Below are 24585 nucleotides of genomic sequence, written 5' to 3'. Positions count from 1 at the left end.
ACAGCCGGATTCGCCAGCGCTTGACCACCCAAGATCACCAACAGAGTCACGGCATTGGGCCTAGGCGGCCGGAGGCGGCAGAACGAGTGCGCGTGCGTGCATGATCGTCACCCTAGACCGCTCCCCCCGACCGGGACAACGCGGTTTCCGCCGGTTCGACGGCGGGCTCCGGCGGTTGCGTCGGCGCCTTCGACGACTGCGCGATGAACGCGCCGATCAGCACCACCGCGCCCCCGAACAGCTGCGGCGCCGACAGGTGCTCGCCGAGCAGTACCCAGGCGAGGACGGTGGCGATGACCGCCTCCAGGCAGGCCACGACGCCGGCCACCTGGGGCGAGAGCCGCCGTACGGACACCACGCCGGTGACATACGCGACGACGGTGGCGAGCAGCACGATCCAGCACAGCAGCACCCAGGCGGGGACCGACGTACCGTTCATGCCGGCGTTGCCCGCGAGCACCGACCAGTCCATGCCCCACGGGCGGGCGATGACGGTGAGCACCACGGCACCGACCAGCAGCCCGTACGCGATGACGCCGAACGGATCGGGCACCTCGCCGCCGGCCGCGCCCGCGTCGCTGCCCTGGTCGGACAGGACGAAGTAGCCGACCTGGCAGCACGCGGCGCCGAGCGCGAGGAGCAGGCCGAGCGCGTCGAAGCTCAGCCCCGACCACACCTCGACCACGCACGCGAGCCCGCCGACGGCCAGGACCACGCCGAGCGCGGCGGCCCGGGTCACCGGCTTGCGCTGGACGAAGCGGACCCAGCCGAGGACGAGGGCGGGCGCCAGATACTCGACGAGCAGGGCCACGCCGACGGGGATACGGGAGATCGCCGCGAAGTAGCAGGCCTGCACACCCGCGACGGCGAGCAGCCCGAACCCGAGGAGCAGCAGCGGCCTGCGCCGTACGAGGGCGCGGTGCCGCCAGGCGACGGGCAGCATGACGAGGGCCGCGCCGGCGACGCGCAGCCACACCACGTAGAGGGAGTCGAGCCCCGCTTCGATCAGCGGTTTGGCGGCGACACCGGATCCGCCGAACGCGAGCGCGGAGACCAGGGCGAGCCCCAGACCGAAGCCGCGCCCACTGGTTGCCTGCTGTCCCTGTGACCCCTGAGACCCCTTTGACCCGTGCACCGGCACATCATGGCAGGGACGGTCAGGAGCGTCACCCCCGATGACCCCTGTCTCACAGGACGGACAGGGACGGACAGGGACGGACGGGGACGGCCGCCGGGCTTCTCGCCAAGCCGAGCCGAATCGACCCGAGCCGAATCGACCCGAGCGAATCGACCCGACCGGACCCGCCCGACCTGGCCCGATCCGCCCCGACCCGCGTCAGCTCAACCGCTCCCGCAGCTCCACCACGTCGACTCCGGCGCGGCCGAGCACCTCGACCGCGCGGGACTCCGCGTCCGCGGCGAGCGCCGCCAGGACATCGACGCCCCGGGCCCGCCCCTCCCCCCGGGCCGCGGCCCGGGCGACGCCGGCCTCCATCGCCGCGGCGACCAACGGCGACCAGCCGGGCGCCCCGCTCACGACAGGTACGACGCCGGAGTCCTCCACGGCGCCCTGCCACTGGAGCCCGTACCCGATGCTGCGCTGCACGAGATAGCCGAGCAGCCGCGCGACCTGCGGCTTGTCGGCGAAGGCGGCGCGTACGTCGGGGTCGGTCTCCAGGAGGGAGTGCAACAGATGCGCGGTGTCGATCTGACGGTCCCCACCCCGCATCGCCCGTCGCCGGGCTCCCGCGACGACCAGAGCCAGCTCGTCACTGAGCGGCGCGTCTTCGAGAGGTCCGGCTTCTTCCTGGGTACGGCCGTACGCGGTGGCGTCCGACGGGGTAGGGCTCTGCACGTACCCCACCTCATCAGCCGTGATGGGCATGAACATCCCCGGAAGGGAGCATTTTCGCGTCCGACACAAGGTGGGCATGAGAGGACGGCTTCTCCTCCTCAAGGATGAGAGCCCATGAGAGCCCCTCAGGGAAACGGGCGCCTCATAGTCGCGCCCCCTTCGGGAAGGCGGGCGCCGCAACCACCACCCCCTCCGCGCTCGTCCGTCACAGGTATGGAGAGCGGGTGCTGGCTCGTGGCCCTGCCCGCGACCGACGGCAGGCAGTACGTGTACCGGGTGTACGCCCCGGACGACGCGCTGCCCGCCGACCTGTTCTGGGACGCCTGGCACTGCCACGACGAGGGCCCGCACCCTCGCGCGTACGACCTCTTCGACGCGGCGCGGATCGAGCGCGTGGGGACCACCGTCTCCTGACGGGCCATCAGTATTGAATGTTCGAGGCCATGGGGCTACTTTCCGCGACACCACAGCCCGTACAGCTCTCGTCGAAGGGGTGGCCGCATGGCCGAAGTCAGCGCGGAAGCACGTATCGAGGCGCCCGCCGAGAAGGTCTGGGCGCAGCTGATCGACTTCTCCTCGTACGGGGAGTGGAACGCCACCCACACCGGCTTCCCGAAGGGCCCGCCCACCTCGCTCGAGGTCGGCGGCCGATTCGAGGAGAACATGAAGCTGATGGGTTTCCCCGCCGAGGTCACCTGGACCGTCGAGGACCTGGTGGCCGGCCGCACGCTCGCGATCAGGGGGAAGGGTCCGATGGGCGTGATCGTCGGTACGCGCTACACCCTCGTCCCGGACGGGGACGCGACGACGGTCCGCGTCGACGGCGAGTTCACGGGCGCCGCGGTCTCCCTGATGGCGGGCAAGCTGAAGGACTCGGCGACGGCGGCCCTGGACGAGTCCCTGCGCAAACTGGCCGGCCTGGTGGCCTGACCCGTACCGGCCCCCTCCTTCCCCCCGCCGGGCCGGTACGCACACGAAGAGGCGCCCCGTACGTGTCGTACGGGACGCCTCTTCCACGCTCTGCACCCTGGCTGGGCCCGCACGGGGCTCAGTCCTCGTCGGCGAGGATCAGGTACAGCTTCTTTCGCGCGTCGTTGATGACGGAGAGCGCCTTCTCGCGCTGCCCCTTGCTGCCGGTCTTCCAGACCTGGCCGAACGCCTCCATCAGACCGAAGCCGGCCTGCCGGATCTCGTTCATGGCCTCCCAGTCGACCCCGCGACCGGGCTCCTCCCAAGGGGCGTCGGGCCCCTCGTCGGCGGCCGTGCGGCCGGCGTCGGTCAGCGAGAAGAGCTTCTTGCCGCCCTCGCTCGCGCTGACGATCAGGCCCTCGTCCTCGAGCAGCTGGAGCGTCGGGTAGACGGAGCCCGGGCTGGGCTTCCACGCGCCGCCGCTGCGCTCGGCGATCTCCTGGATCATCTCGTAGCCGTGCATCGGGCGGTCCTTGAGGAGGGCCAGGATCGAGGCGCGCACGTCACCGCGGCGCGCTCGCCCCCGGGGCCCGCCACCGCGGCCGCCGCGGCCGCCCCAGGGGCCGGGTCCGCCGAAGCCCGGACCGAAGGGCCCGAACGCCGCGCGCCGGCCTTCGAAGCCGCCGCGCTCGAAACCGCCCCGGCCCTCGTGGCCGGGTCCGTAGTGTCCATGTCCATGGTCGTGTCCGTGGGTACGCATGAGAATCAGTCCTTTCGTCACTGATCGTGCGATTCGATGAACGCGATCATTGACCGATCGCGATGCCTCAACGATATATCGGAAGACTTCGTCTGGCAACACTCCCTCGGCACCCCACGGCGAGAGCCCACGACGAGAGCCCACCGCGAGAGCCCACGCACGAGGGAGGGATGCCAAGCACTCCGAATTGGCCTTGGCCGGGGCCCCGGGGGCTGAACTACCGTCCCCGGCATGCGTATTCGTATCGTCGACGCCTTCACCGACCGCCCCTTCGCCGGCAACCCCGCCGGCGTCCTGCTCCTCGACGCCTTCCCGGACGACGCCTGGCTGCAGAGCGTCGCCGTCGAGGTCAACCACGCCGAGACCGCCTTCGCACACCCCCTGCCCGCGGGCGGCGAGGCGGACTGGGCGCTGCGCTGGTTCACCCCCGGCACCGAGGTCGACATGTGCGGCCACGCCACGCTCGCCACGGCCCATGTGCTGCACTCGACGGGCACGACCCGGGGCCCGGTCCGCTTCGCCACGCGCAGCGGCGTGCTCGTCGCCACCCCGCACGACGACGGCTCCCTCACCCTCGACTTCCCGACGGCGCCGCTCACCGAGGAACCGGCGCCCGCCGGTCTGGCCGAAGCCCTCGGCGCGCAGCCGCTCTCGGTGCACGACACCGGCCGCGCGATCGGCGATCTGCTGGTCGAACTGCCCGACGAGAAGACCGTCCGGGCCCTCGCCCCCGACCTCAAGGCGGTGAGCGCGGCCTCCGAGCGCGGCATCATCGCCACGGCCCCCGCCGAGGACCCCTCCCAGGGCTACGACTTCGTCTCGCGCTGCTTCTTCCCGGGCATCGGGATCGACGAGGACCCGGTGACGGGCAGCGCGCACACGGCCCTGGCCCCGTTCTGGGCGCGGCGCCTCGGCCGCACCCGGCTCACCGGTCTCCAGGCCTCGGCCCGTACCGGCCTGGTCCGCGTGGAGCTGCGCGGCGGGCGCACCCTGCTCACGGGCAGCGCGGTCACGGTCATCGAGGGCGAGCTGACCGCCTGACCGTCAGGCCGTGGGCAGCCAGTCCACCTTGCCCGCGAGCAGCCCGTATCCGACGAACGCACCGATGTCCAAGAGGGAATGGGCCACGACCAGTGGCCCGACCCGCCCCCACCGCCGGTACAGGAAGACGAAGACGACGCCCATCGCGAGGTTCCCGAAGAACCCGCCGATGCCCTGGTACAGGTGGTAGGAGCCGCGCAGCACGGACGACGCGACGAGCGCCGTGCCGGGCGTCCACCCCAACTGGCCGAGCCTGCGCAGCAGATACCCGACGACGATGACCTCTTCGAGTACGGCGTTCTGCACCGCGGAGAGGATCAGCACCGGGTACTTCCACCACACGTCGGGCAGCGCCTCCGGCACGACGGTGAGGTTGAAGCCGAGGCCGCGCGCCGCGAGGTAGAACGCGATGCCGGTGCTGCCGATCACGGCCGCGATCGCGGTGCCGCGTGCCCCGTCGAACCACGGCCGCGTCCGGTCGAAGCCGATCGTGCGCAGGCCCGCGCCCTCCCGCAGCAGGAAGTGTGCGACGAGCGCGACGGGCACGAGCGCGCTCGCGATCCCGAACAGCTGCCATGCGAGATCGAGCCATGGCCTGCCAGGAGCCGCCGAGGCGTTGAGCGTCGCCGCCTGGTCCTTCAGCCCGCCCGGTCTGGTGACTGATCCGACAAAGCTGATCAGGGCCGACACGCCACTCGCACCGAGCGAGAGCGCCAGAACGAGCAGTGTCTCGTCCCGCAAAAATCGTCGCGAGAGCCCCTCGTCGGGAAAAGAACCGGCCACCGTCCCCGCCTCCACGTGCACACCTGCCTCACTTGTGTAATCCCGCCGCATCCCCCACGCCGCCCCGCTAGGGTCTCGAATGCGAGTACGAAGATCGCGCGCGACAGGCCGAGGGGGGCGGACGCCGCTGTCCGGCGCACCTTTCCCCTCTTGCTTCACCGCTTATATCGCAACTGCCTTTGCGGCTCAGGGAGGGGCACCACCGTCATGGGACGTCACAGCAGCATGCCCGACGAGTTCGGGACGGCCGCGGTCGACCCGCGGCCCCGGTCGCGCGGCCGCTCGGTGGCCCTCGCGACGGCCCTCGTCCTCCTCGTCGCGGCCGGCACGGCTCTGGCGGTCCGCAGCGATCTGCTCGGCCTCGGCGACTCCTGCGGCGACGAGGTGCACCTCGATGTCGTCGCCTCGCCGGACGTGGCGCCCGCGCTGCGGGCCGCGGCCGACAGCGCCCGCGAGCAGAAGGTCACCTCGGACGGCAACTGCCTCGACGTCTCGGTCACCGCCCGCGATTCGTACAAGGTCGCCGACGTGCTGCGGGCCGGAAAGGGCAGGTCGGACTACCAGGTGTGGGTGCCGGACTCGGACCTGTGGATCCAGCGCGTGGAGCAGAACGCGAAGGCGACCCCCGTCACCGCGGCAGGGAACGTCGCCACGTCCCCGATCGGCATCGGCATGGTCCCGTCGGCCGCGAAGGCGTTCGGCTGGCCTCAAAAGACGTACAGCTGGACGCAGTTGACGGGCGCCGCGATGCAGGACGACAAGCTGCGCCTGGGCGCCGCGGACCCCGCCCGCAGCTCCACCGGTCTGCTCGCGCTCACCAAGCTGGCGGGCGCCGCGAAGAAGTCCCCCGCCGGAGACACCCAGGCAGCCGCCACGGCGAAGGCCCTCTCGCAGCGCACGTCGGACAGCGACGCACAGTTGATGGACACGGTGGCCCGCGACGACTCCGGTACCGAGCAGGGCAATCCGCGCCGCAACGAAGCGCTGGTCCTCTCCGAACAGGCCGCCTTCGCGCACAACGCCGAGGCGGCCGACGGCGGCTCCCTCGACCTCTTCTATCCGAAGGACGGCTCGCCCGAGCTGAACTACCCGTTCTCCCTCGTCGACGAGCCCTCGCTCAGCACCGACGAGAGCCGGGCCGCCGTCCGCTTCATGACCCTGCTCAGCGCCCCCGAGGGCCGGGCGGCCCTGGAGAAGCACGGCTTCCGCACCGACGGCGGCGCCTCACCCGACGCGGTCGCCGCGCGGGCCGGTGCCCGCTCCCCGCAGCCGTACGCGGAGCCCACCTCGCAGCCGCCCGCCGACGAGGACGTCGAGGAGACCCTCGGCATGTGGACGATCACGGTGCAGAGCGCCCGCCTCACCACGGTCGTGGACGCCTCGGCCTCCATGGGGAACTGGGTGCCCGGCCGCGGCGAGTCCCGGATGGAGGTGACGAAGGCGTCGATGCTTGCGGCCCTGTCGACGTTCACGCCGGAGGACGAGATCGGCCTGTGGGAGTTCTCGACGCTCCTCGACGGCGACCGCGACTACAAGGAACTCGTCCCGACCGAGCGGCTCGGCGACCGCAAGGGCTCCGGTACCCAACGCGACCGCCTGTCCTCCGCGTTCACCTCCCTGAAGCCGGTCCCGGGCGGGGCGACCGGCCTCTACGACACGACGCTCGCCGCCTACAAGGAGGCCACGTCGTCCTACCGGAGCGGCAAGTTCAACGCCGTCGTGATGGTCACCGACGGGGTCAACGAGGACCCGGGCTCGCTCTCCCGCAGCAGCCTCATCTCCCAGCTCGAGATCCTCGCCGACGCCGAACACCCGGTGCCCCTCATCGTCATCGCCGTCGGCCCGGCCACCGACAAGGACGAGGTCGAGCAGATCGCCGAGGCGACCGGCGGCTCGGGTCACCAGATCAGCGACCCGGCCGACATCCAGCAGGTGATCCTCAAGGCCATCGTCCAGGCAGGCACCAAGAGCTGACCCGCTCCAGAGCCTGTGTCACCCCGGTGATGACACAGGCTCTCAGCCGAGCGGGACGGCGGGCTCCGGCAGCCCGACGGGCCAGGTGTGCACCGGCTCACCCAGGTGCATCAGCTCGGCGTAACGGCGCGTGGTCGCCGCGAGCGCCGCCTCGCGCTCCAGTCCGCTGTCCAGGGCCCGGTGGTACGTCGCCGCCTGCCAAGCCGCCCCATTGGTCCGCCGCGCACACCGCTCCTCGATCACGCCCAGATAGCGGTCCCGGTCGGCGGGTTCGACACCCCAGGCGTCAAGCCCGGCAGCCGCGAGCGGCAGCAGCTCGTCCCGTACGAGGGTCGTGGCCTGCACCTGCTCGGTGCCGCCGAACCGGCCCCGGCGCGGCCACTCCAGGCGTGCGTCGATGCCGTGCCGGCAGGCGGTCTCGAAGTTGCGGGCGGCAGCGTCGAAGGAGAGCCGCGACCAGACGGGCCGCGCCTCCTCCGCCAGGGCCCGCACGAGCCCGTAGTAGAAGGCGACGTTGGCGATGACGTCGGTGACGGTGGGCCCGGCGGGCAGCACCCTGTTCTCGACGCGCAGATGCGGGACGCCGTCGGCGATGTCGTAGACGGGCCGGTTCCAGCGGTACACGGTGCCGTTGTGCAGCACGAGTTCGGCGAGGCTCGGCACCCCGCCCCGGTCGAGCACGTCCAGCGGCTGTTCCTCGTCCAGGATCGGCAGGAGCGGTGGGAAGTACCGCAGATTCTCCTCGAAGAGGTCGTACGCGGAAGAGATCCACCGCTCCCCGAACCAGGTCCGCGGCCGCACCCCCTGCGCCTGGAGCTCCGGCGGCCGGGTGTCCGTCGACTGCTGGAACAGCGGGGGCCGCGACTCACGCCACAGCTCACGCCCGAACAGGAACGGCGAGTTGGCCCCCATCGCGATCTGCACCGCCGCCACCGCCTGCGCCGCGTTCCACACGGCGGCGAACCGGCCCGGCGTGACCTGGAGGTGCAACTGCACGGACGTACAGGCCGCTTCGGGCGCGATCGAGGAGGATGCGCAGGTCAGCCGCTCCACGCCCTCGATGTCGAGGGCGAAGTCCTCCCCGCGCGCGGCGACCATCGCCTCGTTGAGCAGGGTGTACCGGTCGACGTCCGACAGGTTCGCGGAGACGAGATCGTCCTTGGCCAGCGTCGGCAGAATGCCGATCATCACGATGCCCGCATCGACCTCGTTGGCCTTGCGGTGGGCATAGCCGAGACCGGTGCGCAGTTCCTCGGCGAGCTGGTCGAGAACGCGGCCGCCGAGCCGGTGCGGCGCGATATTCACTTCGAGATTGAACATCGCGAGTTCCGTTTGGAAATCCCGGCTCGCGATCCTCTCCAGTACTTCCGCATTCATCATTCTCGGCATCCCGTCGGGCCCCGCGAGATTCAGCTCGATCTCCAGCCCCATGAGATTCCTGGGCCGGTCGAACCTCTTCTCGTCCAAGAGCCTCCCGAGTCCCGTGAGGCACTCCTGCACCTTCTGCCGGTAGCGCCGACGATCGGCTGAGTCGACGGCGTCCGCAGCGACCTTCTCCCCCATGGGAGCATCCCTCCTCGCATGGGCAGCCCGATGATCCGGCCGCGTGTCACGGTGGATGATGCCCAACCGGTGTGATCGATAACGCCCCGCGCGGGCCCGCGGAGCAGTACGCTCGGTGCAGTTACCCGGCGGCACATTCTCTAGGCATGCGGCGTTTTGCAGATTCTTCTACGAACGTCTGGTAAAAAACGCCGATCAGAATCAGCCGACCGCCCGCTCGGGCAACGCCGAGGTCACGCGGCCAAGGTTCGCAGAAAATCGGATGCGCGCCGACAAAACACCGCCGACACGACGGCCGAATAGCACCTTGCGCACCCTCTCGGCTCTGGTAGCGGAAACACTGTGTGAACACATGTCGTATAAACTCCGCGAACGAGACAGAGAGTTGGCGCCCGTGTCGAGGCCCCCGCCCCCTCTGGCCCGCGTTACGTCGCGCATTTTCGCGCACCCGCAGCAGACAGCGCCGTCCGCTCGTCCCGCACCGCCCTCGCACCACGTGCCTGTCGAATGAGAGGCGACCCACCATGCCGCTGCATGTCCCCCCGGCTCCCGCGCCCGCCCTCCGCAGCGTCCTCACGGCCCTAGGTTCCCCCACCGCCGTCCGTGAGGCCCGCACCCCGTCCCTGCGCGCCGCACAGGGACCAGCAAGTCCTGAACTCCCCTTGCCCGTCTATGTGTTGGACCACGTAACCGAAACCACCGGACGCCCCACACCCGCCACCCTCACCGGCTGGCGCTTCCTGGTCCGGTGCGGCGATCGTGCGGTGGCCGCCGCCGACACGAGGCTCACTCCCGACGGCTGGACCTTCTCGCACTTCTTCGAGGGCCCCTACGTCACCTCCACCGAGCGCGCCCTGCGCCAGGCGGAGTCCCTGCCGAAGACCTACCAGCCACGCCTGCTCTCGGTCCCGGAGCTGTACATGCTCACCCTGTGGCTGCACGGCGACCACACCGCGGACGCCGCGAGCGGGCATCCGGCGGCCGACGACATCCTGGTCCCGCTCGCGCCGGCGCCGCCCGGCATCGCGGCCAACCGACCGCACCGCGTGGCGGAACTGCTCCCGGTCCTCGCCCTGCGGCTGACACCACCACGGGCCGTCCTGCTCGCCTGACGCGACCGGAAGAACAGCGCGCCCTCACAGACCTGTGCCCCGCACCGTCCGCCGTCCGGTCGCGGGGCACAGCCATGCCGGAGCGGACTAGTCCACTCCGGCCACCCCGAACCACCCGAAGAGGCAGTGCTGTTGGACTGAACCGTCCGCACGGGTGACGCGTCTCAATCCAGTAAGGACCGCTGCTACGAAATCCCTGCGGATTGACGCCCACAGGGCAACACTGGGTTCCGGACCGACTGAATACGGGGGGCGGCGATGAACACGACTTCGAGCCGCAGCACGGACGACAACATCATCGACATCACTACGCAGCGAAAGAACCCATCCATGTGCCAGCACCAGCCATCGTGCCCGACAGCAGAGTCCGCGGACAGGGAGGCCGCGCTTCCCGTGGCTCACCACCCGGAGCAGGGCTGGAGCCTCCTGTGCAACGGGGTCCTGCTCTTCGAGGACACCGGCGAGCTGCTGCCCAACGGCACGATCATCGCCCCGCACCGCCCGCTCGGAGCGGTGGTGACAGCCGCCTAGGGCGCGAGGAAGCGAGGAACTGCGCGACCAGCCACGGACAACGGCCGGCCGCGCAGCCCTCTCGGCCATCACGCCTCGTAGGCATCCAGGGGCGGGCACGAGCACACGAGGTTCCGGTCACCGAACGCCTGGTCGATACGGCGCACCGGCGGCCAGTACTTGTCGGAAGCGGCGACCCCCGCGGGGAACACGGCTTCCTCGCGGCTGTACGCGTGCTCCCACTCCCCGCCGAGCATCCCGGCCGTGTGCGGAGCGTTCCGCAGCGGGTTGTCCTGCGCCGGCCACTCGCCGGAGGCGACCCGCTCGACCTCCCCGCGAATGGCGATCATCGCCTCGCAGAACCGGTCGAGTTCGCCGATGTCCTCGCTCTCGGTCGGCTCGATCATCAGCGTCCCGGCGACCGGGAACGACATGGTCGGCGCGTGGAACCCGTAGTCGATGAGGCGCTTGGCGATGTCGTCGACGGTGACCCCGGTCGCCTTGCTCAGCGGCCGCAGATCGATGATGCACTCGTGCGCGACGAGCCCGCCGGGCCCGGTGTAGAGCACGGGGAAGTGCGGCTCGAGCCGCTTGGCGATGTAGTTCGCGGAGAGCACGGCGACCTGCGTCGCCCGCTTCAGCCCTTCGCCGCCCATGAGACGCACGTACGACCACGAGATCGGCAGGATGCCGGCGGAGCCCCACGGCGCGGCCGAGATCGGCCCGACCCCGGTCTCCGGTCCCGCGGCCGGCTGCATCGGGTGGTTCGGCAGGTACGGCGCCAGGTGCGCGCGCACACCGACCGGGCCCACACCGGGACCGCCGCCGCCGTGCGGGATGCAGAACGTCTTGTGCAGGTTCAGGTGCGAGACGTCGCCGCCGAAGTGGCCCGGCTTGGCAAGGCCCACCAGAGCGTTGAGGTTCGCCCCGTCGACGTACACCTGACCGCCGGCGTCGTGCACCGCGGCGCAGATGTCGGCGACGTGCTCCTCGAAGACGCCGTGCGTCGACGGGTACGTGATCATGAGGACGGAGAGCTGGTCGGCGTAGGTCTCGATCTTGGCCCGCAGGTCCTCGACGTCGATCTCACCGTCGTCGGCGGTCTTCACGACGACGACCTTCATACCGGCCATCACGGCGCTCGCCGCGTTCGTGCCGTGCGCCGACGACGGGATGAGGCAGACGGTCCGCTGCTCGTCCCCGTTGGCGCGGTGGTAGCCGCGCACCGCGAGCAACCCGGCCAGCTCGCCCTGCGAACCGGCGTTGGGCTGCAACGACACCTTGTCGTAGCCCGTGACCTCCGCGAGCCGCTCCTCGAGCTCCGTGATGAGCGTCAGGTAGCCCTGCGCCTGCTCGGCCGGCACGAAGGGGTGCAGCTGCCCGAACTCGGGCCAGGTGACCGGCTCCATCTCCGTCGTCGCGTTGAGCTTCATCGTGCAGGAGCCCAGCGGGATCATGCCGCGGTCGAGCGCGTAGTCGCGGTCGGCGAGCTTGCGCAGGTAGCGCAGCATCGCGGTCTCGGAGCGGTGCTGGTGGAAGACGGGGTGCGTCAGGATCTCGTCGGTGCGCAGCGCGTCCCCGGGCAGCACGTCCGCCGTCCCGGCGTCCAGCGCCTCGATGTCGCCCTCGACCCCGAACGCGCCCCAGACGACGTGCAGTTGGCTCCGCGTCGTGGTCTCGTCGCAGGCGACGGAGACGTGATCGGCGTCGACCAGCCGCACGTTGACCCCGCCCTCGCGGGCGGTGCGGACGACCTGAGCGGCCGTGCCCGGCACCCGGACGGTCACGGTGTCGAAGTACACCTCGTGCACGACCTCGACGCCGCCCGCCGTCAGACCGGCCGCCAGCAAGGTGGCGTAGCGGTGGGCGCGCTGCGCGATGGAACGCAGGCCGTCCGGCCCGTGGTAGACGGCGTACATTCCGGCCATCACGGCGAGCAGGACCTGCGCCGTGCAGATGTTGCTCGTCGCCTTCTCACGACGGATGTGCTGCTCACGCGTCTGCAGGGCGAGGCGGTACGCCTTGTTCCCGTCGGCGTCGACGGAGACACCGACGAGCCGCCCGGGCAGGGACCGCGCGAACTTCTCCCGTACGGCCATGTAACCGGCGTGCGGGCCGCCGAAGCCCATCGGTACACCGAAGCGCTGCGTCGTGCCGACGGCGATGTCCGCGCCCAGCTCGCCGGGCGAGGTCAGCAGCGTCAGAGCGAGCAGATCGGCGGCGACGGTGACGATGGCGCCCAGCTCGTGCGCCTGCTCGATGACGGGCTTGATGTCCCGCACGGCGCCGGAGGCCCCCGGGTACTGCACGAGTACGCCGACGACGCCGCGCTCGGCGACCTCGGCGGGAATCCCGTCGCTCAGGTCGGCGACGACGATCTCCACACCGGTCGGCTCGGCGCGCGTCCGGATGACGGCGACGGTCTGCGGCAGCGCGTCGGCGTCCACCACGTACGCGCCGTTCTTGACCTTGCCGATACGCCGCGACAGCGCCATGGCCTCGGCGGCGGCCGTGCCCTCGTCGAGGAGGGAGGCGCCGGACGTCGGCAGTCCGGTCAGTTCGGCGACCATGGTCTGGAAGTTGAGCAGCGCCTCCAGGCGGCCCTGCGAGATCTCCGGCTGGTACGGCGTGTAGGCCGTGTACCAGGACGGGTTCTCCATGACGTTGCGCAGGATGACGGGCGGCGTGAACGTCCCGTAGTAGCCGAGCCCGATCATCGAGCCGAGCACCTGGTTCCGGTCCGCGAGGGAGCGCAGCTCGGCGAGCACCTCGGCCTCGGTCCTGGCGGCCGGCAGCTGAAGCGCCTCGGCGCTCTTGATCACGTCCGGCACCGCGGCCGCCGTCAGCTCGTCGAGCGAGCCGTAGCCGACCTGCGCGAGCATCTTGGCCTGCGCGGCGTCATCCGGACCGATGTGGCGCTGCTCGAAGGGGATGCCCTGCTCCAGCGCGGAGAGCGGAGTACGGTTGGCGGTCATTGCGGAGGCCTCCTGGTCATTGCGACCTGCGAGGGGCACCACGGCGTGGGTGCCCGGACGGCCTCCCCCTCTGTCATCTCAACCTGAGAGCTTCACCGGTCCGCCCCGCGCGAGCACGGAACACACCGGCTTTCACCGTCGGTGAGAGCGGGAAACGAGCACCCGCCCTGCTTTCCAGAGTGACCTCGTCCGTGCGGTACATGGGCCTGAGAGATTCCGGGGAGGATTTGCTCCTTCGGCGTCCCCGACAACTTCCGGAGACTCTCCCGCACGGGGTCAGCAGCCATTTGCCAGCCTACCAGCGGCGACTTGAGCGGAACCCTCGAGTGGCCGCCATCCCCAATGTGCTCTTTCGTAGTGCTTACAGACGAGTTGCGACCATTGGGAGGGCCCGTGCAGACCGACGTCGATCCGCGCAACTTGATCGGCCGCAAGGCGTTCGACCGCAACGGCAGCAAGATCGGCACGATCGACGAGGTCTACCTCGACGACGCCACGGGCGTGCCGGAGTGGGCGGCGATCCGCACCGGCCTCTTCAGCCGCGACGCCTTCATCCCCCTGGAACCCAGCGAACTGGTCGACGGCACCCTCCGCGTCCCCTTCGAACGCGCCCTGATCAAGGACTCCCCGGACTTCGGCGTAGGCCGCCACCTCTCCCCCGAACAGGAACTACAGCTCTACCACCACTACGGCCTGGACCTCACACCCCCACACGCCTCGGACGACCTCATGTTCGGCCACATAGCAGGCTCAGAACCCGACCACCCCTAACCCGATCAAGCCCAACCAGCACCAAATCAAGCCCCTCCGGCGATTGAGGAGCGGGGTCCGGGGCAGAGCCCCGCGTCACCGCGCGCCACCACCCCACCCGCACTGCAACCCCGGCCCCCTACTCCCCCGGCTCGACCAACGGCAACGGCTCCCCCGGCACCAACAAGGGGTCATCAACAAGAAACGTCCGAACCCGCCCGGGCCCCACCGCATAGGGCGTCTCGAACCGCACAGTCACCCGCCCAAGCCCACTCCCCTGCACCCACCCGGCCCCGAACTCCGCGTGCCGCACATCGTGCCCCGCCATCCACCGCCGCTCGCCCACCACCGGCTCGGCCACCACCTCGGCCACCTCGGCCCGCTCCCGCTCCTCCCCCTCCTCACCGGCGCCCTCCGCCCCCCGGCTCTCCTCGGCGGCAGCCGCCTGCGCAGCCGCCTGCGCGAACAGATCCTCCTGCGTGTAGTCGGCGAGCCCGCTCACCCCGACCCCGAGCAGCCGCACCCCGCCCGTCGTGTCCACGGACTCCAGCAGCCGCGCGGCGGCCTCCCGCACCACCCCCGGATCGTCCGTCGGCCCCCGCAGCGTCTCGGACCGCGTCAGGGTGGAGAAGTCGTACCGCCGCACCTTCAGAACCACGGTCCGCCCCGACCGCTCGGCCGCCCGCAGCCGCTCCACACACCGGTCGGCGAGCCGCTGCACCTCCGCCCGGACCCGCACCCGCTCGTGGATGTCCACGTCGTACGTGTCCTCGACCGACACCGACTTGGAATCGCGCTCGGCGACCACGGGCCGGGCGTCATGGGCCAGGGCCATGGCGTACAGCTGCGCCCCGTGCGACTTTCCGAGGAGGCGCACCAGCTCGTCCTCGCCCGCCTCGGCGATCTCCGCGACGGTGAGGATCCCGGCCCGCCGCAGATGGTCCCCGGTAGCGGGCCCCACGCCCGGCAGGATCCGCACGGACTTCGGCCCGAGCAGCGCCCGCTCGGTCCCCGGCCGTATCAGCACCAGGCCGTCCGGCTTCGCCTCCTCCGACGCGATCTTCGCCAGCATCTTGGAGGCGGCGAGCCCTACGGACCCGGTCAGCCCGGTCACGCGCCGGATGTCCGCCCGCAGCCGGGCACCGACGGCCTCCGCGGAAGACTCGTCCCAGGCCACCTCACCGGCCTCCAGATCGACGAACGCCTCGTCGAGGCTCAAGGGCTCCACCAGCGGCGAGAGCTCCCGCAGCAGCCCCATCACCTGCTCGCTGATCTCCCGGTAGAGCCGGAACCGCGGCACCAGGTACGCGGCGTTGGGAGCGAGCCGCCGGGCCTGCCCCATCGGCATAGCCGAATGCACCCCGAACTTCCGCGCCTCGTACGACGCCGTCGCCACGACGCCACGCGGCCCGAGCCCGCCCACGACGACAGCTTTCCCGCGCAGGCTCGGCTTGGCCGCCTGCTCCGCCGAGGCGTAGAAGGCGTCCATGTCGAGATGCAGAATCGTCGGCCCGGTCCTCACCTCACCGATGCTGCCCTACGCCACTGACAACGCGGCCGCACGGCCCGCGGGGCCCGTCCTCACACGGCCCGGTTGCGCCGCCTCGCCAGCTCGTCGGAGGGGTTGTGCCCGACCAGCGTCTCGCCGGTGTCCACCCGCTCCCCGTGCAGCTGCGACAGGGCTCTCTCCACGTCCTGCCAGACCACGCCCACCGCGATCCCGAAGATCCCCTGCCCGCCCTGGAGCAGCTCGTGGACCTCGGCCGGTGACGTGCACTCGTACACCGTTGCGCCGTCGCTCATGAGCGTCATGCGCTCCAGGTCCGCGAAGCCCCGCTCCCGCAGATGCTGCACGGCCGTACGGATGTTCTGCAGCGAGACACCCGTGTCCAGGAAGCGCTTGACGACCTTGAGGACGACGACGTCCCGGAAGCTGTACAGACGCTGCGTCCCCGAGCCGTACGCGGCCCGCACGCTGGGCTCGACGAGGCCGGTCCTGGCCCAGTAGTCGAGCTGTCGATAAGTGATGCCGGCCGCCGCGCACGCGGTCGGTCCCCGGTACCCGACGTCCCCCTGCTCGGAAGCCGCTTCGCCGCTCTCCCCCGCCACCGCAGACACTGCCTGCGGGCGCTGCGGAGTGTGATCGGCCGCGCTGCCGTGAAACGAGTACGGACCGCCCGTCGCCGTACCGTCGCCGCTGCTTCTCACGCCGACCTCCTCTTTGACCTGCCTTCACGACGGTAGGCAGTCACAAGGGGTGCGTCAACGAACGCCACACTCGCCACGCCGAGTGATAATCACCCTAGGAGTGGTTTCCCGTATCCCACCGCGGGGAAAGGCTAGCCGAATGTGCCGAGGCGGCCGCCGCTGGGCGACCGCCTCATGGTCATTTTCTGCCGGTCACTGGCTGTTGGTCCCGAAGTCCTCGGGCGAGATCTGGTCGAGGAACTCGCGGAACTTCTCCACCTCGTCCTCCTGCTCGTCCGGGATCGCGATCCCGGCATCGTCCAGGACCCCGTCACTGCCGAAGATCGGCGTGCCGGTGCGCAGCGCCAGCGCTATGGCGTCGGACGGGCGGGCGCTGACCTCGACGCCGCTCGCGAACACCAGCTCCGCATAGAAGACACCTTCCCGCAGGTCGGTGATGCGTACTTCCGTCAGCTCCTGTCCGACCGCTTCCAGCACGTCCTTGAACAGGTCGTGCGTCAGCGGACGCGCGGGAGCCATGCCCTGCTGGGCGAAGGCGATCGCGGTCGCCTCCCCCGGTCCGATCCAGATGGGGAGGTAACGGTCGCCTCCCACTTCACGCAGGAGCACGATCGGCTGGTTGGAGGGCATTTCCACCCGGACACCTACGACGTCGAGCTCGTTCACACAGCAACCCTAGGACGTGCCCGGCCGGTTTGGGTAGTCGGGCATCCGCCGAGGGCCGGGCCCACGGCACTCGCCCGCCGCTGCGATCAGGGCAGACGTACCCCGAGTGCAGTCTGCACCAGTGCCGCGTGCAGCCGCACGGTGAGGCCCGCCAGCTCCTTGACCCGTGCCTGCGCGAGGGCCCTGGTCTGCGGATTGCGATGCACCTTGAGCGGGGCCACGACCGAGTCCACCAGCCCGGCCTCACGGTCCGCGGCCGCCCGCATCACCCGCAGATGCCGCGGCTCGATGCCGAACCGGCCGAGCTCACCGATCAGCTCCGCCACCGATACGGCCGAGGCGTCGTAACCGCCCTCCGGCAACGGGGCGATGAGCCCGTACGACTCCCACTCGTCGAGCTGCCCCTCGTCGATCCCCACGGCGGCGAGCAGCTCGTCCCGGCCGACGCGAGCGGCCGTGGGAGCCCCGTCGTCGTCCGCGGCGTCACCGGGCCGCCCAGGAGCCGGCACGGGCAGCGTCTCGCCCCGCTCCAGGGCGTCGAGCTGCTCCTTGATGACCTTCAGGGGCAGGTAGTGGTCCCGCTGCATCCGCAGGACGTGGGCCAGCCGCTCGACGTCGTCCGGGCCGAACTTTCGGTAGCCCGAGGGCGTCCGCTGCGGCTCGACGAGCCCCTCGGACTCCAAGAACCTGATCTTGGAGATGGTGACTTCGGGAAACTCTTCGCGCAGCACGTTCAGTACGGTGCCGATGCTCATCAGCCGACTGTCCGCGGTGGCGGTGCCCAGGGAGGCACCGCCCCTCGGTGTATGAAGCATGGACCTTCCTGAAGGTTCGCTGGGTCAGATACCTCGCTGGCTCGCGTAGAAGACCAGCCGGTACTTGCCGATCTGCACCTCGTCGCCGTTGTTCAGCGTCAGCGAGTCGATGCGCTCACGGTTCACGTACGTCCCGTTGAGGCTGCCGACGTCGGACACGGTGAACGAGCCGTCCTGCAGGCGACGGAATTCCACATGGCGGCGCGACACGGTCACGTCGTCCAGGAAGATGTCGCTCTGCGGGTGGCGCCCCGCCGTGGTGAGGTCGCCGTCCAGCAGGAAGCGGCTGCCCGAGTTCGGACCGCGACGCACCACCAGGAGCGCCGAGCCCAGCGGCAGCGCGTCGACCGCGGCCTGGGCCTCGGGCGACAGCGTGGGCAACTGCGTCTGGCCGGTGGCCTCCGGGTCGTACGACTCGAGACCCGAGATGGAGATCGTGGAGGTCGTCTCGGACGGCCCCTCGGGCGCCGCCCCGCCCCGCAGCGGCGCACCGCAGTTGGAGCAGAACCGGCTGTTCTCGCCGTTCCGGTTCCCGCACCTCGTACACACCAGGGCCGACATGGACGGATCCTCCTGCCGCGGCTGCCCACCAGGGGCATGGGACGCGTACGGGTCGGAGCCAGACCCTTGACCCGTACCTGAGGTTGACGGTTCTCCGAAACCTATGCGGCCGGAACCGGCAGGGTCAACAGACGACGCGCCGCGTCCGCCCGAATGGCCGCCGCCCACCTCGTCCCGGAACAGCGGGCGCTCGCCCACCTGCGTCTCCGGCACATCTCCCTGGCGCGACGCACGGTGACGGTTGTCCTCACGCGCGCTCTTGCCGAACAACTTCGCAAACAACTTCACGGGCGATTCCCCTTGACCGAAACAGACCCGCCCGTGGGGCAGGACGAACCCTGACTGCACACATCGGCGTACATCACTGACACGGACATCCTCACAACGTCCGGATCCGCCAAACAGTTTCCACCACACACCCCGTCTCCGGTGCGCCGACCCCCCGCAACCTCATGCCCTCCCACGACATCCCCCATGCGCCCCCGCCTCACTGTGAGGACGACCGAGCGTAATCAGGCTGCTGCGCCGGCCGCAAGGCGTCCACGACGATCTTCTGCGAGCGGCTCACGGCCGCTGTGGCCTGCTCTTTCTCCAGCGTCTGCACCACACCTCCGGGGATGTTGAGGGCCGGCTCGAGGTCCTGCGGCTTACCGATGACCTTGAAAACGTACGGCTGGCCGATCTTGTGCCCGTCCACGCTGACCCCCTTCCCTCCGCTCGCGTCCGTCAGATACGTGCTGGCCACGACGCGGACGTCGTTCACCTGGATCGCCTCGGCGCCCGCCGCCCGCAGCTCCTGGATCGCGTCGAGCAGCATGTCCGCCTCGACGGCCCCCTTCGTGTCGGTGACCGTCATGGTGATCCCGGGGCCCTGCGCGGCCACGGTGCCCGCCAGAATGCCGAGTTGCCGTTCCTTCTCGACCGTCTGCTTGCGGGCCTCCTCGGCCTGGTCCGAGCTGTTCTCCAACTCGGTGCGCTGGTCCTCGAGACCTTGTTTCTCATCTTCCAGACGTTGAGTCCGGTCGTCGAGTTCATCGAGGATGCGAACAAGATCTTCTTGTCGCGCACCCCGCAAGGCGCTGTTGTCGCTCGTGGACCGCACCTGGATCGCGAGTCCGAGGCCCAGGACGAACAGCAGCACGGCCACGGTGAGTTGCGCCCGCGACACGCGCGGCGGCCACAGTCCTTTCACGAGCCGCTGCCGCCCGGTCAGCCGTGCCTCATCGGTCTGCCCCGGCTCGGGCTCCGGTCCCGAGGGCGCTTCCGGTTCCGGTTCCGGCGCGCCGCCCGTGGCCGCGACCTCGGCGGGCAGCTCCTTGCGCAATCGGTGCGCCCGCTCGTTCTCGCCCTGCTCCGCGTTCATCGGCCTCACGCCCGGAAGATGTGCCGTCGGATGGCGGCAGCGTTGGAGAAGATGCGGATACCGAGCACGACGACGACACCGGTGGACAACTGCGCTCCGACACCCAGCTTGTCGCCCAGGAAGACGATGAGCGCGGCCACGACGACGTTCGACAGGAACGACACGACGAACACCTTGTCGACGAAGATCCCGTCCAGCATGGCGCGCAGCCCGCCGAACACCGCGTCGAGCGCCGCGACGACGGCGATCGGAAGGTAGGGCTCGACCACCGCCGGAACCTCGGGCCTGACGAACAACCCGACCACGACTCCCACGACGAGGCCCAGTACGGCGATCACGATGTGCCCTTCTGCTCTGCTCTCGGCTGTGCTGTACGAACGATCACGCTGGGTGCGGCGGGAAGCTTGATGTCGTCCTGGGCCGAGATGGCGGTCCGGATCCCGAAGTTCTCCTGCAGGGCGTGCAGGTACATCCCGTCGGAACTGTTCTGGAACCGGGTGCTCAGCCGCTGGCCGTCCCCCACCGCGAGCACCGTGTAGGGCGGCACCAGCGGCTTGTTGTCGACCAGTATCGCGTCACCCGCGGCCCTGATCGCGGACAGGGCGGTGAGCCGCTGCCCGTTGATGCTGACGGCTTCGGCGCCCGACTGCCACAGGCCGTTGACGACCCGCTGCATGTCGCGGTCGCGCACCCGCCCGGTGTCGGAGAACCCGGCACTCTCCCGCGGCCCGCTCCCGCCCCCGGACCGGGCCGACTTGGCGTCGTCGACGACGAGCTTCACGCCGGGCCCGTGCACGGCGACGGCGCCCGACAGCACGCCCATCAACTCGCCCTGCTCGCCCCCGTGTTTCTTCAGCGCCTCACGCTGCATGTCCCCCACATCGGTCCGCAGCGAGTCGACCCGGCCCTCCAACTTGTCGGCGGACTCGGTCTCCTGCTCGATACGGTCGATGAGCTCTTCGCGTTCCTTGGCCACGACCGGCGCGGCGACGCGGGCCTGCGCGGCCCCCACGGTCACCACGAGCGCGGCGAGCACCAGGCCCGCCGCGAGCCCGAGCTTCGCGCGCAGTGTCTTCGGCAGCCCGCTCTGCCCCGAAGCCCGCCTGCGGGCCGTGGCTTCCGCGTACCCGTCGTCCAGGCTGTGGTCCATCACGTTGGTCAGCAGCGACATGGAGGCGTCCGGGCGCGCAGGACGTTTGGGGGTGCTCCGATCGGGGGGCTGCTGCGGCATGCCGCACATCGTCGCACGTCGCGACCGCTACCTCCGAATGGCCCCGTCGGCGTGCCGGTCGGCGCCCGCCTCGGGCGCCGACCGGATCGAGCGGAGGCTCAGCGACCTGCGCTGTCCACCACGGCCGACCACTCGTCGAGCAGTTGCTGCGCGGACGCGTCATCAGGCCCTTCGGCCCACAGATGCGTGACGGCCTCCGCCGGGTCGGGCAGCACCATGACCCAGCGCCCGTCGGCCTCGACCACGCGCACCCCGTCGGTGGTGTCCACGGACCGATCGCCGGCCTCTTCCACGACCCGCCGCATGACGAGCCCCTTCACGGCCCACGGGGTCGCCAGATCCCGCTTGAGGACATGCGCCCGCGGAATCCGCGCGTCGATCTGGCTCAAAGTCAGCTGCGTACGCGCGACCAGACCGATCAGCCGCACGAAGGCCGCGGCCCCGTCGAACACACTGCTGAACTCCGGCACGATGAAGCCACCGCGTCCGTCGCCGCCGAAGATGGTCTCGTCCTCACGCCCCACGCGCGTGAGGTCGTCGGGCGAGGTGTTCGTCCACTCCACCTGCGTGCCGTGGTACGCGGCGACCTGCTCGGCGATACGCGTGGTCGTGACCGGCAGCGCGACCCTTCCGCTCCGCCGCTCGGCGGCGACGAGATCGAGCATCACCAGCAACGCCCGGTCGTCCTCGACGATCCGCCCCTTCTCGTCGACGAGCGACAACCGCTCACCGACCGGGTCGAAGCGCACTCCGAACGCGGCCCGCGCCGACGCCACGATCTCCCCGAGCCGTACGAGCCCGGACCGCCGGGCGTCGGCGGTCTCCGTGGGCCGCGACTCGTCGAGCCCGGGATTGATGGTCAGCGAGTCGACCCCGAGCCGCCCGAGCAGGCTGGGCAGCACGAGACCGGCGCTGCCGTTGGACGCGTCGACGACCACCTTGAGCCCGGCATCGGCGATCCCGGTCGTGTCCACGTTCCGCAGCAGGGACCCGGTGTACGAGTCGAAGACGCTGGAGGGGAAGTGCAGGTCCCCGATCTCACCGGGGAACGCCCGCCGGTACTCCTGCCGCGCGTACACGCGGTCGAGCTTGCGCTGGCTGCCCTGCGACAGGTCGGCGCCGCGCTCGTCGAAGAACATGATGTCCACGGAGTCCGGTACGCCCGGCGTCGTACGGATCATGATGCCGCCGGCACTGCCCCGGGCCGTCTGCTGCCGGGCGACCGGCAGAGGCACGTTCTCCAGGTCCCGTACGTCGATGGCGCTGGCCTGCAAGGCGGAGATGACGGCCCGCTTGAGCGCACGCGCACCACGTGAGTGGTCACGAGCGGTGGTCACGGTCGACCCCTTCTTCAGGGTCGTCGCGTACGCGCCCGCCAGCCGCACGGCGAGTTCGGGCGTGATCTCCACGTTCAGGATCCCGGAGACACCACGGGCCCCGAACAGGTGGGCCTGGCCGCGGGACTCCCAGATCACGGAGGTGTTGACGAAGGCGCCGGCCTCGACCGTCTTGAACGGGTAGACCCGCACATTGCCCTGAACGATCGATTCTTCACCGACCAGGCACTCGTCGCCGATGACGGCGCCGTCCTCGATCCGGGCGGCTCGCATGATGTCGGTGTTCTTGCCGACGACACAGCCGCGCAGGTTGCTGTGCTCGCCGATGTACACGTTGTCGTGCACGACGGCCTTGTGCAGGAAGGCCCCGCTCTTCACGACGACGTTCGAGCCGACGACGGTGTGTTCGCGGATCTCCGCGTCGGCTTCGACCTTGGCGTAGTCACCGATGTAGAGCGGCCCCCGCAGCACGGCGTCGGGATGTACTTCGGCGCCTTCGGCGACCCAGACGCCGGGTGAGATCTCGAAGCCGTCGAGCTCGACGTCGACCTTGCCCTCCAGGACGTCGGCCTGGGCCTTCACATAGCTCTCGTGGGTGCCTACGTCCTCCCAGTACCCCTCGGCCACATAGCCGTAGACGGGCTTGCCTTCCTTCATCAGCTGCGGGAAGACGTCACCGGACCAGTCCACTGACGTGTCGGCCTCGACGTAGTCGAAGACCTCGGGCTCCATCACGTAGATACCCGTGTTGACGGTGTCCGAGAAGACCTGGCCCCAGGTCGGCTTTTCGAGGAAGCGCTCGACCTTGCCTTCTTCATCGACGATGGTGATGCCGAATTCCAGCGGGTTGGGTACGCGCGTCAGGCAGACGGTGACGAGCGCGCCCTTTTCCTTGTGGAAATTGACGAGCTCGGTGAGGTCGAAATCGGTCAGGGCGTCACCGGAGATGACGAGGAATGCGTCGTCCTTCAGCGCTTCCTCAGCGTTCTTCACGCTGCCGGCAGTGCCGAGTGGCTTCTCCTCGTTGGCATAGGTGAGCTCCATTCCGAGCTCTTCGCCATCCCCGAAGTAGTTCTTGACCAATGACGCCAGGAACTGCACAGTGACTACGGTTTCGGTGAGCCCATGCCGCTTGAGCAACCTGAGCACATGCTCCATGATCGGCCGATTGGCGACCGGCAGGAGCGGCTTGGGCATACTCGAGGTCATGGGGCGAAGACGGGTGCCTTCGCCTCCAGCCATCACGACGGCCTTCATGTCGGAAGCGTCCTCCTTGAAAGAGACGACGGTCTGACCGACTTCGCCCGCCTGATAACCCGCAGCCGCTCTGCTACGGATCCTCCGGCTTCACCTGATGCTCATTGGCGAGCTCAATCGGTCATGGAGTCCGCCTTGACAAGTCGGCGGACTTGGACCACGTACAGGATCCCTGCCCACCAATACAGCGTTGTACCCCATCCTGCGAACGCCCATCCGAAAATAGCAGCGAGTTCGTGGATCCACCCGCTCCCGTCGCTGAGTAGAAGCAGAGGGAACGCGTACATGAGGTTGAAGGTCGCGGCCTTGCCGAGGAAGTTCACCTGCGGCGGCGGATAGCCGTGACGCCTGAGGATCCCCACCATCACCAGGAGAACCAGTTCTCGCGCCAGCAGTATGGCGGTCAGCCAGATGGGAAGAATCTCGCGCCAGGTCAGGCCGACCAGGGTGGACAGGATGTAGAGCCGGTCGGCGGCCGGGTCGAGGAGCCGGCCGAGGTTGCTGATCTGATTCCAGCGGCGCGCGAGCTTGCCGTCGAGATAGTCGCTGATCCCGCTGAGCGCGAGCACCAGCAGTGCCCAGCCGTCGCTCTTGGGGCCGCCGAACTCAGGCCTGAGGATGAGCCACAGGAAGAGGGGTACGCCGACGAGACGCGCCATGCTGAGGATGTTCGGGATGGTGAGCACCCGGTCCGTCTGGACACGGGTCTCCTGGACCTCCACCCGGGGGCCTCCTGTGGGGAAACGAGCCAACGATGCTCCCTGACTTTACCCTCAGCCCCGGCCGGCCCCGCCACTGGGTCGCCGTAAACGCAGAAAACCCCCGTCCGGTATCCCCGGACGGGGGTTTTCTCTTAAAATTAGTTCGGCGGCGTCCTACTCTCCCACAGGGTCCCCCCTGCAGTACCATCGGCGC

Annotated in this window: 23 protein-coding genes and 1 riboswitch; of the genes, 7 read left to right on the top strand and 16 right to left on the bottom strand. The window is 69.9% G+C overall.

Annotated elements, in window-relative coordinates:
* Nucleotides 1–112: 112 nt before the first annotated feature.
* A complete protein-coding gene (locus ABD366_RS43280) occupies nucleotides 113–1135 on the bottom strand; it encodes an EamA family transporter (protein WP_324767163.1) in 1023 nt (340 codons plus the stop codon).
* Between the two features lie 201 nt (nucleotides 1136–1336).
* Nucleotides 1337–1855: a Clp protease N-terminal domain-containing protein gene (locus ABD366_RS43275; RefSeq protein WP_324767162.1), complete on the bottom strand. Its 519-nt coding sequence runs from the start codon at nucleotides 1853–1855 to the stop codon at nucleotides 1337–1339.
* 213 nt (nucleotides 1856–2068) lie between these two features.
* On the opposite strand from ABD366_RS43275, the gene ABD366_RS43270 reads away from it, so the two are divergent.
* Both ABD366_RS43270 and ABD366_RS43265 read left to right on the top strand, forming a co-directional pair.
* Nucleotides 2069–2269: a hypothetical protein gene (locus ABD366_RS43270; protein WP_324767161.1), complete on the top strand. Its 201-nt coding sequence runs from the start codon at nucleotides 2069–2071 to the stop codon at nucleotides 2267–2269.
* An 87-nt stretch (nucleotides 2270–2356) separates the two neighbouring features.
* Nucleotides 2357–2785, top strand: coding sequence for a type II toxin-antitoxin system Rv0910 family toxin (locus tag ABD366_RS43265; protein ID WP_324767160.1), 429 nt, complete (start codon nucleotides 2357–2359; stop codon nucleotides 2783–2785).
* 118 nt (nucleotides 2786–2903) lie between these two features.
* On the opposite strand, the gene ABD366_RS43260 is transcribed toward ABD366_RS43265, so the two are convergent.
* Nucleotides 2904–3524, bottom strand: a complete 621-nt coding sequence (locus tag ABD366_RS43260) for a PadR family transcriptional regulator (protein WP_324767159.1) — start codon at nucleotides 3522–3524, stop codon at nucleotides 2904–2906.
* Nucleotides 3525–3755: 231 nt separating this feature from the next.
* On the opposite strand from ABD366_RS43260, the gene ABD366_RS43255 reads away from it, so the two are divergent.
* Complete coding sequence (locus ABD366_RS43255; RefSeq protein ID WP_324767157.1) at nucleotides 3756–4565, top strand: PhzF family phenazine biosynthesis protein; 810 nt, start codon at nucleotides 3756–3758, stop codon at nucleotides 4563–4565.
* 3 nt (nucleotides 4566–4568) lie between these two features.
* Here ABD366_RS43255 and ABD366_RS43250 read toward each other — a convergent pair whose 3' ends face one another.
* Nucleotides 4569–5369 carry a CPBP family intramembrane glutamic endopeptidase gene (locus ABD366_RS43250; protein WP_324767156.1) on the bottom strand — a complete coding sequence of 267 codons (801 nt, stop codon included), beginning with the start codon at nucleotides 5367–5369 and terminating at the stop codon, nucleotides 4569–4571.
* A 186-nt stretch (nucleotides 5370–5555) separates the two neighbouring features.
* On the opposite strand from ABD366_RS43250, the gene ABD366_RS43245 reads away from it, so the two are divergent.
* Entirely contained in the window at nucleotides 5556–7322 is a 1767-nt protein-coding gene (locus ABD366_RS43245; RefSeq protein ID WP_324767155.1) for a substrate-binding and VWA domain-containing protein, read from the top strand.
* Between the two features lie 42 nt (nucleotides 7323–7364).
* Here ABD366_RS43245 and ABD366_RS43240 read toward each other — a convergent pair whose 3' ends face one another.
* Complete coding sequence (locus ABD366_RS43240; RefSeq protein WP_324767154.1) at nucleotides 7365–8885, bottom strand: glutamate-cysteine ligase family protein; 1521 nt, start codon at nucleotides 8883–8885, stop codon at nucleotides 7365–7367.
* 524 nt (nucleotides 8886–9409) lie between these two features.
* Between ABD366_RS43240 and ABD366_RS43235 the strand changes: the two genes are divergently transcribed.
* Both ABD366_RS43235 and ABD366_RS43230 read left to right on the top strand, forming a co-directional pair.
* Entirely contained in the window at nucleotides 9410–9997 is a 588-nt protein-coding gene (locus ABD366_RS43235) for a hypothetical protein (protein WP_324767153.1), read from the top strand.
* Between the two features lie 330 nt (nucleotides 9998–10327).
* The gene (locus ABD366_RS43230) at nucleotides 10328–10528 is read left to right on the top strand and encodes a DUF5999 family protein (RefSeq protein WP_324767166.1); all 201 of its coding nucleotides are present in this window, start codon (nucleotides 10328–10330) and stop codon (nucleotides 10526–10528) included.
* A gap of 68 nt (nucleotides 10529–10596) precedes the next feature.
* Here the strand turns inward: ABD366_RS43230 and gcvP are convergent, their stop codons facing one another.
* A complete protein-coding gene (gene gcvP, locus ABD366_RS43225) occupies nucleotides 10597–13482 on the bottom strand; it encodes an aminomethyl-transferring glycine dehydrogenase (RefSeq protein ID WP_324767152.1) in 2886 nt (961 codons plus the stop codon).
* Between the two features lie 184 nt (nucleotides 13483–13666).
* Nucleotides 13667–13761: riboswitch (glycine riboswitch) on the bottom strand.
* 114 nt (nucleotides 13762–13875) lie between these two features.
* Between gcvP and ABD366_RS43220 the strand changes: the two genes are divergently transcribed.
* Nucleotides 13876–14253 carry a PRC-barrel domain-containing protein gene (locus ABD366_RS43220; RefSeq protein ID WP_324767151.1) on the top strand — a complete coding sequence of 126 codons (378 nt, stop codon included), beginning with the start codon at nucleotides 13876–13878 and terminating at the stop codon, nucleotides 14251–14253.
* Nucleotides 14254–14371: 118 nt separating this feature from the next.
* On the opposite strand, the gene ABD366_RS43215 is transcribed toward ABD366_RS43220, so the two are convergent.
* The 10 genes from ABD366_RS43215 to clsA form a co-directional block, all read right to left on the bottom strand.
* Nucleotides 14372–15754: a DNA polymerase IV gene (locus ABD366_RS43215; protein WP_324767149.1), complete on the bottom strand. Its 1383-nt coding sequence runs from the start codon at nucleotides 15752–15754 to the stop codon at nucleotides 14372–14374.
* 59 nt (nucleotides 15755–15813) lie between these two features.
* Nucleotides 15814–16440 (bottom strand): MerR family transcriptional regulator, encoded by a 627-nt coding sequence (locus ABD366_RS43210; protein WP_324767148.1) that lies wholly within the window; start codon nucleotides 16438–16440, stop codon nucleotides 15814–15816.
* 192 nt (nucleotides 16441–16632) lie between these two features.
* Complete coding sequence (locus ABD366_RS43205; protein WP_005475662.1) at nucleotides 16633–17106, bottom strand: bifunctional nuclease family protein; 474 nt, start codon at nucleotides 17104–17106, stop codon at nucleotides 16633–16635.
* 86 nt (nucleotides 17107–17192) lie between these two features.
* Nucleotides 17193–17921 carry a transcriptional regulator FtsR gene (ftsR, locus tag ABD366_RS43200; RefSeq protein ID WP_324767146.1) on the bottom strand — a complete coding sequence of 243 codons (729 nt, stop codon included), beginning with the start codon at nucleotides 17919–17921 and terminating at the stop codon, nucleotides 17193–17195.
* A gap of 24 nt (nucleotides 17922–17945) precedes the next feature.
* Nucleotides 17946–18887 (bottom strand): FHA domain-containing protein, encoded by a 942-nt coding sequence (locus tag ABD366_RS43195; RefSeq protein WP_324767165.1) that lies wholly within the window; start codon nucleotides 18885–18887, stop codon nucleotides 17946–17948.
* Nucleotides 18888–18969: 82 nt separating this feature from the next.
* Entirely contained in the window at nucleotides 18970–19845 is an 876-nt protein-coding gene (locus ABD366_RS43190; protein WP_324767164.1) for a DUF881 domain-containing protein, read from the bottom strand.
* Nucleotides 19846–19850: 5 nt separating this feature from the next.
* Entirely contained in the window at nucleotides 19851–20183 is a 333-nt protein-coding gene (locus ABD366_RS43185) for a small basic family protein (protein WP_030901291.1), read from the bottom strand.
* Complete coding sequence (locus ABD366_RS43180) at nucleotides 20180–21085, bottom strand: DUF881 domain-containing protein (protein WP_324767145.1); 906 nt, start codon at nucleotides 21083–21085, stop codon at nucleotides 20180–20182. Before ABD366_RS43180 ends, ABD366_RS43185 begins: the two co-directional genes overlap by 4 nt.
* Nucleotides 21086–21174: 89 nt before the next feature.
* Nucleotides 21175–23670, bottom strand: a complete 2496-nt coding sequence (locus ABD366_RS43175; RefSeq protein ID WP_324767143.1) for a mannose-1-phosphate guanyltransferase — start codon at nucleotides 23668–23670, stop codon at nucleotides 21175–21177.
* Between the two features lie 113 nt (nucleotides 23671–23783).
* Nucleotides 23784–24392, bottom strand: a complete 609-nt coding sequence (gene clsA / locus ABD366_RS43170; RefSeq protein ID WP_324767141.1) for a cardiolipin synthase ClsA — start codon at nucleotides 24390–24392, stop codon at nucleotides 23784–23786.
* Nucleotides 24393–24585: the final 193 nt, after the last annotated feature.

Origin of the sequence: Streptomyces kunmingensis, from assembly GCF_039533535.1 — a bacterium.
GTDB lineage: Bacteria > Actinomycetota > Actinomycetes > Streptomycetales > Streptomycetaceae > Streptomyces > Streptomyces kunmingensis.
Note: the sequence above shows the minus strand (reverse complement) of the source record. Positions and strands in the feature narration are given on the sequence as shown.